General features: G+C 57.4%; 1 rRNA gene. It reads left to right on the top strand.

The annotated features are described in order from the left end of the window. A 23S ribosomal RNA gene (locus ACFUN8_RS37355) occupies positions 1-1,070 on the top strand; the annotation flags it as partial.

Here is a 1,070-nt window from a genome sequence, read left to right as displayed (position 1 = left end):
TAGTAGCGCGCTCAAGACCCGAAGCGGAGTGATCTAGCCATGGGCAGGTTGAAGCGGCTGTAAGAGGTCGTGGAGGACCGAACCCACCAGGGTTGAAAACCTGGGGGATGACCTGTGGTTAGGGGTGAAAGGCCAATCAAACTCCGTGATAGCTGGTTCTCCCCGAAATGCATTTAGGTGCAGCGTCGTGTGTTTCTTGCCGGAGGTAGAGCACTGGATAGGCGATGGGCCCTACCGGGTTACTGACCTTAGCCAAACTCCGAATGCCGGTAAGTGAGAGCACGGCAGTGAGACTGTGGGGGATAAGCTCCATGGTCGAGAGGGAAACAGCCCAGAGCATCGACTAAGGCCCCTAAGCGTACGCTAAGTGGGAAAGGATGTGGAGTCGCAGAGACAACCAGGAGGTTGGCTTAGAAGCAGCCACCCTTGAAAGAGTGCGTAATAGCTCACTGGTCAAGTGATTCCGCGCCGACAATGTAGCGGGGCTCAAGCGTACCGCCGAAGTCGTGTCATTCCAGCATATAGGGCCAACGCCCGTTGGGATGGGTAGGGGAGCGTCGTGTGCCGGGTGAAGCCTCCGCGGAAGCGAGGGGTGGACGGTTCACGAGTGAGAATGCAGGCATGAGTAGCGATACACACGTGGGAAACGTGTGCGCCGATTGACTAAGGGTTCCTGGGTCAAGCTGATCTGCCCAGGGTAAGTCGGGACCTAAGGCGAGGCCGACAGGCGTAGTCGATGGACAACCGGTTGATATTCCGGTACCCGCTTTGAAACGCCCAGTGTTGAATCCATTAATGCTAAGACCGTGAAGCCGTCCTGGAGCCTTCGGGCAAAGGGAAGTGGTGGAGCCGTCGGTCCAAGGTGGTAGTAGGCAAGCGATGGGGTGACGCAGGAAGGTAGTCCAGCCCGGGCGGTGGTTGTCCCGGGGTAAGGGTGTAGGACGCACGATAGGCAAATCCGTCGTGCACATAGTCTGAGACCTGATGCCGAGCCGATTGTGGTGAAGTGGATGATCCTATGCTGTCGAGAAAAGCCTCTAGCGAGTTTCATGGCGGCCCGTACCCTAAAC

Source organism: Streptomyces sp. NPDC057307, from assembly GCF_042667665.1.
GTDB lineage: Bacteria > Actinomycetota > Actinomycetes > Streptomycetales > Streptomycetaceae > Streptomyces.
Note: the sequence above shows the minus strand (reverse complement) of the source record. Positions and strands in the feature narration are given on the sequence as shown.